At 33.1% G+C, this 8,987-nt stretch carries 10 protein-coding genes; 4 read left to right on the top strand and 6 right to left on the bottom strand.

From position 1 onward, the window contains the following. The 4 genes from ACFX4W_RS00400 to ACFX4W_RS00385 all read right to left on the bottom strand — a co-directional run. A partial coding sequence (locus ACFX4W_RS00400; protein WP_377558877.1) for a hypothetical protein occupies nt 1-185 on the bottom strand: 185 nt, incomplete at its 3' end. Nucleotides 186-325: 140 nt separating this feature from the next. Next, on the bottom strand, nt 326-409 hold the full coding sequence (locus tag ACFX4W_RS00395) for a YjcZ family sporulation protein (protein WP_263046321.1): 84 nt from the start codon (nt 407-409) through the stop codon (nt 326-328). Between the two features lie 283 nt (nt 410-692). Beyond that, complete coding sequence (locus ACFX4W_RS00390; protein ID WP_165574679.1) at nt 693-845, bottom strand: YjcZ family sporulation protein; 153 nt, start codon at nt 843-845, stop codon at nt 693-695. A gap of 843 nt (nt 846-1,688) precedes the next feature. Then, a complete protein-coding gene (locus tag ACFX4W_RS00385; RefSeq protein WP_377558875.1) occupies nt 1,689-2,192 on the bottom strand; it encodes a CAP domain-containing protein in 504 nt (167 codons plus the stop codon). Between the two features lie 202 nt (nt 2,193-2,394). Between ACFX4W_RS00385 and ACFX4W_RS00380 the strand changes: the two genes are divergently transcribed. After that, nucleotides 2,395-2,553: a YvrJ family protein gene (locus ACFX4W_RS00380; RefSeq protein ID WP_237075502.1), complete on the top strand. Its 159-nt coding sequence runs from the start codon at nt 2,395-2,397 to the stop codon at nt 2,551-2,553. A gap of 281 nt (nt 2,554-2,834) precedes the next feature. Here ACFX4W_RS00380 and ACFX4W_RS00375 read toward each other — a convergent pair. Next, a protein-coding gene (locus ACFX4W_RS00375) for an IS3 family transposase (protein ID WP_377558873.1) occupies nt 2,835-3,991 on the bottom strand; the annotation gives its coding sequence in 2 pieces (ribosomal slippage) (nt 2,835-3,721 and nt 3,721-3,991; 1,158 coding nt in all). 1,111 nt (nt 3,992-5,102) lie between these two features. Here ACFX4W_RS00375 and ACFX4W_RS00370 point away from each other — a divergent pair. Together ACFX4W_RS00370 and ACFX4W_RS00365 are read left to right on the top strand one after the other, a co-directional pair. Next, complete coding sequence (locus ACFX4W_RS00370) at nt 5,103-5,279, top strand: hypothetical protein (protein WP_377558872.1); 177 nt, start codon at nt 5,103-5,105, stop codon at nt 5,277-5,279. A 730-nt stretch (nt 5,280-6,009) separates the two neighbouring features. Further along, nucleotides 6,010-6,486, top strand: a complete 477-nt coding sequence (locus ACFX4W_RS00365) for a hypothetical protein (protein WP_377558870.1) — start codon at nt 6,010-6,012, stop codon at nt 6,484-6,486. Between the two features lie 200 nt (nt 6,487-6,686). Here ACFX4W_RS00365 and ACFX4W_RS00360 read toward each other — a convergent pair whose 3' ends face one another. Continuing rightward, entirely contained in the window at nt 6,687-7,847 is a 1,161-nt protein-coding gene (locus tag ACFX4W_RS00360; RefSeq protein WP_377558879.1) for a S8 family peptidase, read from the bottom strand. A gap of 289 nt (nt 7,848-8,136) precedes the next feature. Between ACFX4W_RS00360 and ACFX4W_RS00355 the strand changes: the two genes are divergently transcribed. Next, nucleotides 8,137-8,631, top strand: coding sequence for an exosporium protein D (locus ACFX4W_RS00355; RefSeq protein WP_280169459.1), 495 nt, complete (start codon nt 8,137-8,139; stop codon nt 8,629-8,631). Nucleotides 8,632-8,987: the final 356 nt, after the last annotated feature.

Raw genomic sequence — 8,987 nt, 5'->3', positions numbered from 1 at the left:
CCTCTTCGAAAACCATCTAATCTAGAACGAGATGTACGACGGTCTCCACTACGACGTCCTGGCATAACTTCACCTCCAAATAACCTTATAGTACATGCTATGAAGAGAATGAAATTTGGTATAAGCAAAATGCTTACCAGTGAAAAAATATTTTGACAATGTGAAAATTGATTATACTTTTCCATGCCAATTTTTCACTTCCGCATACTATACAATATTTATATTAATAACCTCCAAACCCTTTGATATGAACGGCAAAACACTCCTGATTTTGATGGCAATCAGGAGTGTTTCGAATTAGTAAGGAATACATCCTAAAACAACTCTATCCAATAATGACAAGAAGAATAAATAAAACAATTAGAATGGCAAAACATCCACCAAGTCCACATCCACCATGACTAGAAATACTATCACTACTTTTTATAAAATTTAAGTAAAGGAGTAGGAATACAAATTACATGGACTAATGCATTATATGTATCTGTAAATATTTATAAGCATGTTTACTCCTAGAATTCAATTTAAAAAAATTGCTGCTATTTACCATTAGTTTCTTTAGTATTATAAATATAAGAGTTTATAATACTATGAATACATAATTAACAAATAAAAAAAGCTAGCACAAAGCTAACTTTTTTAAATAGGAAATAAAGGTAAATAATAATTAAAAGCAAGATAACCTTTAATTATTAGCAACCACCGGCAAAGCCGCCAAAACAAGAAGCGCCGATAATGATTAATAAAATAAACAATACGATGATCAAAGCGAAACCACTGCCAAAACCACAGCCGCCTCCACCGTAACCATAGCCGCAACCGCCACCATAACCTCCAAAGAACATACATTCACCCCCCCATATGCTTAATACTTTTAGAATATGTATAGAAAATCAAAATGCTCCCCGTGTTCCTCAAGCGTTGAACTAACAGGAGTAACGATATGTAATCAGCAAATTTAATTTTATAGAAATATATATAAACCCTTTAGATTAGTTTACATAGAATGAAAGAACCATACCCTTTAATTTCAGCAGATTAGTTCACCTCCCTGACGAATTTGTAGTTGTTAAAAAACAGAAAAACTCCCTGATGCCCGAGAGTTTTTTTGTCTTTTAGAATATATATCATATGTATGTTTAATTAATATAATGGATTTTATTGGAAATCATTATTTAAAAAGGTTTTGAATATTATTAGAGAAGGCTCTTGGAATGCCACTTCGATAAAGCCATCTCTAATTTAAAAGAAAAAACAATCTGTCTTCCAATACAGATTGTTTTTTCTTTTTTTGACTTTGTAAATTATGAAGGTGAAAAATAAAGTTAAAAGGATTCTGAGTGTGAGACGAAATTTATTTGAACTGCATAATATTCCTTTATTTCCCTTTAGGTAACTTGTCTATTGAAAATGAAATTTTGTTTTTTGAGCAAACTACACAAGATATTGACAAACTTGACACACAAAATTAAATTCCGCTACAGAAAAAAACTGCCTCTTTTGACTAGGAATATATAGTTTTTTTCATTTTTTGGATGACTATGAATATACAGCCTTAGTTAATATACAACCTGTTACTGGAACAAAAAAGTCATTAGAGACTAAGAACTTTAATGGTTTTTTATATAGAAAGGCATGTCTAAATGTCATTATTACAAAGACTCAACTTATAGAAATACTAAATCTTATCAGCCTTTAAACAATTGAACCCAATAAGCTTTGTATCGATTAGATTCTAGGCCAAGAACATAACCAATTCCAGTGTACTTATAATTTGCATTTAACATACTAGCATAATGGCTAGGACTATTTTTCCAACCTTCAAAAGCTGCTTGAGGCGTTATATAACCAGCTGCAATATTTTCAGCACCATATTGATACGAACCACCAAAATTTTTTAACATTTCAAAAGGTGTACCATATTGAGGACTATAATGTGAAAAATAGTTATTATCTCTCATGTCAGCAGCCTTCAAATTTGCAACTTTGCTCAAATTTAAATTAATCATAAGAGGCGCAATATCAGATCTCTTTCTTTCTATGTTTACTAAAGCCACAACTTGTTCTTGAAAACTTTGATGTGGAAACGAAAAGTCTGCACTATTACTCACTTTTGATATTCTAGATTTCTTTGATTGATACTCTGTTACACTATTTGCTGTTTTTTTACTTCTAGATGACCTTGATTTCATAAGTTTCATTCCATCCCTAATTAGTATGAAATATAATATTCTAAATCAATAATATTGTTTGTATGCTTGTCCTAAATTTCTTATTCAAGAATAAAAACGGTTGAAATCAATGAATTAAGCCATTTTATACGTATTAGAACATGTCCAAACTCTTCTTATTTAGCTGCATATTATATAGAATAACGGTATCTAAAAGGAGGTAATTAAGATAGAACAATGGCTGAATCTTATCGGAAATTTTGGCTTTCCTATTGTTGTTACTTTTTATCTTCTACTACGCTTTGAAAAGAAAATAGATCATTTAACAGAAGCTATTAATAAAATAGCCATCATTATTGAAAAAGAACAGGACAAGCAATAAATAATTGGTTTATGAACTTATTTTTTTAATTAATTTCTTAGTATGAATACTAACTACCTAATAATTAGAGCAAACTACACAAGATGCGATGAAGCATCCACTCGAAATCCTCGCTACAAATAGAAAAGCTACTGATTTTTAGTAGCTTTTTCTATTTGCAGGCTGTATATGACATACAACTATGTTTAACATAATGACTCTTCCAGTACACATCAAAAAAAGAACCCTTGTTGCAGAACGGGGACTGCACCCTGTTTGTGAGACAGGACTCAAAGCACCTTTTAAACAGCCAGCTGCCGGTATTGTACTGGTGACTGGTTGTTTAGTTTCGTTTGAATACGGGCATTGTTGTAATAAGTAATATAGTTTTCGACGATTTGTTCGACGATGGTGGTCGTCGTATATGTTAACTCGTCGAGGTAGAACGTTTCAGACTTTAGCGAGGAATGAAACGATTCAATGGAGGCATTATCTGCGGGTGTCCCTTTACGGGACATACTCATAGTAATGCCTCTTTCTTTAATTTTTTGTTGATAGAGATGCGAGGTGTACACAGATCCTTGGTCACTATGCAACGTACATCCCTTAGGTAAAAAAGGAAGTTGGCTTAACGTATCTAAGACAAATTCTACATTTTGGTGATCACCAATCGAATATGCAATGATTTCCCCATTAAACCAATCTTGAATACTTGAAAGATACAACTGCTTAGGTCCAAAAGGCAAGTAGGTAATATCAGTTACTAATTTCTGAAGAGGGCCATCAGCTTGAAACTCACGATTTAATACATTCTCTGCAACCTGATAAGGTTGCCCTGTTTGCTTTCGTTTTTTTCGTTTTACGCGACACTGCCAACCGTATTTCTGCATGACACGTTGTACAAATTTATGGTTAATTTTCATCGTTCGATTGAGTAATGCTGTAATTTTTCGATAGCCATATCGAAACTTATGTTTTTGACATTGATCACCGATCTGTTGTTCCATCCATTTCTTTTTCTTTGTCCGTTCTGATTGTTCCTGTTTCCTCCAGCGATAATAAGTCGATCGAGGGATATCAAGGTGCTGACAGATTTGATAGACTGGCATCTTATCTTTTAACTCTTCTACTACGTTCACTACGATTTCTGGGACCACTTCCTCTCCAATTCCTTGTACTTTTTTAAGACCTCAATCTGTTGTGTTAAATACCGGTTTTCTGCTTTCAATTTGGACATTTCGTCTTTAAAGCCAGGTCCCTTTCCGTATGAATACTGCTTGCCTACAGGCTGTTCAAATCGATGCATTTCTCCATTTTTATACCATTTCATCCACCTTTTTAATTGGGTGTAACTGCGAATATTTAATTGGGAAAGCACTTCTTTGACAGGTATACCAGCTAATCTCATCTCAATAGCTTTTATCTTTATCTCTGCTGGATAACTAACTCTTGTCCCCATAGAAAAAACACCTCCAAGTGATTGTTAGGTAGTATATACCCGTTTTTTAACTTAAAGGTGTTTTTTATTTGTCTCACTATTAGGGGTCAGTCCCACGATTCCGCCGAGGGTTCTTTTTCCGGAGTATGCAGCTTTTTATACATTCTTGATTTGTCTACGTTCTTCAGAAAGGTGATTAATGAAAAAATGTATAAAAAGTGCACCTTATATATATATGTTCAGGATATATAAAATAGCATTTACATATCCCTTATGTTGTATTTTGACTAAAGAAATGTCTATTCAACAATTCAACATAATAAAAAAGCAACCTCTCTCCTACGAAAAGAATGAGGTTGCTTCTTTATTTTAAAAGGACTATCTAGATGTATACTCTGCGAACACGCACTCAGAAATCACACATTATAATATATCTCCTGATTGAAGGAGATATGCTATTGTAAGTAATTTTATTAGCTATATTAAAAAGCTAGACTTTTCAATCGTTCTTCATTTAAATGGAAAGTAAGTTAGATAAAATCACAGAATTATGTCAAACTCTTATTGGAAAAAGGACAAGCTATAATTTAATTTACTCATCCAATAGCTCATTAAAAAACTTTCTTAGGGAATATAAATCTTATTAAGATATCTACAGATATCTTTTTGCGTTCTATCATCATTTTCATAAATAAAATGGTGCTCTAGACAGCATCTGGTGGGTGGGATGGTGACCTCTGGTTGAGAATGTTTTGGCTTGAATACTTTTGCTTTTCTATACAGATCTTAAACACCTTTTTAAAACTAAAATATATTTAATATATGGTGTCTTCGTTTTAACTCTTCCAACTTTACTAGATGAGATGAGAACTTTCACCTAATGTGGATTCATATTTTCTCGATAATAACTTAATTTAGATTATCTATAATGCAAAGATCTTAAATTATAAATGCTATTTGGTGAGTGAAATATACTTCAATGATTCCAACATTTGTGATAAAAAACCCTTCGCTACCTCTTCATAGTGGGTAATTCTCCTTAGTATTTTTTATCGTTTAGAAATAGATTTCTATTCTATAAACGATTACCATTTTAAAAAACGCTGATGCACATGAGTTAGAAAAAGATGTTGTGAAAAATAAAATGGAAAACTATAAAGTAGCCAATCTAAAATTAAAAATTGCGATGAAAAAGGATGCCATTCAATCGAGTGATGCAAGCATTCAGCTCTATGAAGATGAACAAAAAAGTTTAAAAGAAAAGCTTCAAAAATTGAATGAAAAGCAACAAGATTTAGCCATAAAGTGAAAAAACACAGGGGGACGCAAAGGGGACATGGCTCCAAAATAGGGGGACATAAAGGGGGCGTTGGGATTTTAAAAGGGGACGTAAAAGGGACGTATACCAAAAAAAGGGGACGTAAAGGGGACATTTAGCGATTTTCTTTGTACCCACAGTTTTGCTAGGCTTTGCCTAGCCCCACACCTATGGTGGGGGCAAAAACCCCTTATGCTCTTCTCTCTTGTTTAGTGAAGAACTACAATTTACAGAAAAGAAACGAATGTCACGGATATATTTTTATGAAGCATTGATCCAGTTCCTATGTGGAAATTAATGAACTAGTGCAAGAACATGGGGTATCTCGTCAAAGATTTTTGAAAGAATAATTTAAGTTATTCTAATTTTTTGAAGAGCAAACATCACGAGAAAAAAAGCTAAAAGGTTTAATCGGTTAGAACGTTCAATTAATGAATCAAGGTTCGAAAATAATGGGAAAGGTGAACAATATTTTATATGAACTGATGGGAGATGTAGAGAGATAATAGGAATAAGATGATGCATGATAACAACAAATTCTTGGATAGAGTTACTGAAGAGCACTATTAAAAAAGCGTGTAATCAATAATTAGATTAAATTAATATCTCTATAAAAACTCATCAACTACATAATGTATACAGTATGTAGTTAGAAAGATAGCAGGAAGATAAAGCCTCTGTATTGAATGTGTATACAAATTGTATATACGAGGTGATAGGGTTGGGTAAATTAGATAAGTACGCTCGTCAATCAAAAACAAAAGAACCAAGTAAGGTGTTGCCTATTAGGTTGCCGGAAAGTATATATGAGCATTTTCGCCAACTTTGTGACGAGTTAGGGCTATCTATGTCAGAAGCTGGGTTCTTACTAATTAGAGAAGAATTAGAAGATAGTCTATACAACGAGACTACAAATGAAGTTGCTGTGACTACAGAGCGTATACAAAAGTCTATACATCATGAGGGCACCCCGTATACAAAAAATGATACAGGCAAACCTTCCTCATTTTCTACAAGATGGACGTCAATTGCTTATGAGATTGAAAATGAATTGCCATGTCCTTTATGTCATCATTGGTATAGCAAAGCCAATTTTTCTCGTCATGCGAAAAATCATAATACCACTACTAAAGAACTTTTAGAAAGCAATGAAGAGGTAGTTAATACAATGATTAATGAACGTAAACTAACTACGTAAGGACATATGTAAATATGAAATGTAACCTCTTGTTTCTTTAAAAATAATTGAGTAGAAGGGAAACAAGAGGTGATTTTTATGAAAGTTAAAGAATGTGTAGGTGAGAAGAAAAGATGGTTAAGGGAGACTGTGAATCGAATGAGATTATTAATGAACAAGTAAGAGGAAACTAATTGAATTGGAGGTATTTTTTATTAACTTTAGCGAACTGCTCGGTTTGCATTAATCCGACCATAAGTCCAATATGAACCTGTGCCAAGAATGGGGTCAGTTGTAGATTGAATATCCTCTCTAATTTCCACGTTGTTTTTCCCCTGAGCTGCTAAGAGGGCCGCTAATCCGGCTACGTGAGGGCAGGCCATGGAGGTACCGCTTAAATACGCATAGTTACTGCCAATATAGGTTGATAAAATGTTAGAACCAGGGGCTGCTACTTCTACCCACGTCCCATAATTTGAAAAACTAGACTTCTGGTCATTTGAATCTGTAGATGCTACAGCGATCGCATTTTCGTAATATGCTGGATAGGTTAAGGTATTAGCTCCTTCATTGCCAGCAGCTGCTAAGATAACCGAACCTTTATCCCAAGCGTAATTGATCGCATTTTCTAATGTAAGGGAGCCTTGGGAACCCCCTAAACTTAAATTAATCACCTGCGCACCTTGATCGGCTGCATATATAATAGCATTCGCAATATTAGTTAGGGTGCCATTACCAGTATTATCAAGTGCACGAAGTGGTAATATGGAAGCTAATGGGGCCATGCCAGCAATACCTGAAACATTATTGGTTGCTGCTGCAGCAATACCAGCTACGTGAGTCCCATGTCCATTTCCATCGCTTGGGTTTGTATTCCCATCTACAAAGTTATAACCTGGCAAGAGTTTTGAAGTTAAATCAGGATGGTTAAGTTGGACACCTGTATCTACAATTGCAATTCTTATACTACTATTACTCTTAGTCACATCCCAAGCAGAAGGAGCTTGTACTTTTTGAGGGCCATATTGAAAAGGATAAAAGGAATCATTGGGTGTATAAGAAGCTTTGAAAATATAATTGGGTTCTACATACTCCACTTCATCAAGTTTATTATAGATATTAATAAGCTTTTTTACGTTCTTTGTGGTATATACGAGGTGAAATCCTAAGGTGTTATTTTTTTCTAAAATTTCACATTTATTTTTACGGTGAATCTCTGATGCCCTATGCTCACATACATTTTCGTTAAACTTAATAATTAATTGATTTGACTCAAAAGCTGTTGGAGGTTCTGAACGGAAAAGCGTAACGATATATTTAACTATATAAAATAACAATATAATAATAAATACAGATGTGGTCACAGAAAGCCAAAAAAACATTAAAATTCCTCCCAATTAATGAATTCCTAATATAATATTCGGAATCTATTAAGAAGGATTGGACAAGTACACTTATACATAAAAAAATAGCCGGTATCTAAAAGGTTTCTATTTGGAATTTTATCATCTCTCAAATGAAAGTATTTTCTCATGATTTGATTTCTCTAACAATTTTTCATCTAACCTTGGATCAGGAAATGATAAATTTTTTATGAAATTTAATATTATTGGACAAGCACACAAACAATTGATAGATAAATGAATAAAATATTGTATAAATAAAAAAGGAGTGATTATTATAAAAAGCTATCGTCATTATAATAAAAACGATGAAGTATATTATGTAGACCCTTCTTACCCCTATAGAGGTTCATATAGCAAGAGAAATGACAATGAAAAATTCTTTGTTGAAAATCATACAATTGAAGGTTCTGGAACTAATTTAACAGGAAACATCCCATTAACTATCGCAGTTGCTGCTAACGCTATAGATCTAAATGTTTTTGAAGATTTTACTAAAAATCATAACAAGACGCTTCTCCAATTATCAGCTGTAACTACTGGTCTTACGGTTTCAATTTTTGTAAGAGGTTCTAGAATGCCTATTACAGCTACTATACCTGCAGGTTCTACACGAGCTTTTCAAGTTGAAAATTTTGAAAGATTAACTGTCTCTAACCCTTCTGCTACTACTGCTGGAACGCTAAATGTCTTTATTCAAAAAACATTTTGCATTGGTTGTAATAATCAAAATAAAAAACGTAACAAAAATTGTTATTTCTAAATATCAGCCATAATAAAAAACCACATTGGACAAGTTTTTCTTGGTCAATGTGGTTTTTTATTAGCAGTGGGTCCTGGATTTTGTAATTACCAAAAGTATATATACAATAAAAAGTTAGGGGGCATAAAAAAGGGTATTAACTTGAAAGTTAATACCCTTTCTTCCGTTACCTAGTTGTAAACTGTGAATATTAACATTCAAATGGCTTAATTGCTATAACTTTTACTGCATTTACATTTATTCTTATTGTAGTCTTTTTCATAAAAGACTACTTTATCTTTGCCATGGTCTTTTTCATGTTTGTCTTTGCATTTATCTTTGCCATAATCTTTTTCATGTTTGTCTTTGCATTTATC

Source organism: Priestia sp. YIM B13489, from assembly GCF_042787645.1.
Taxonomy (GTDB): Bacteria; Bacillota; Bacilli; order Bacillales; family Bacillaceae_H; genus Priestia; species Priestia megaterium.
The sequence above is the reverse complement of the archived record's forward strand: the minus strand, read 5'-3'. Positions and strand labels throughout refer to the sequence as shown.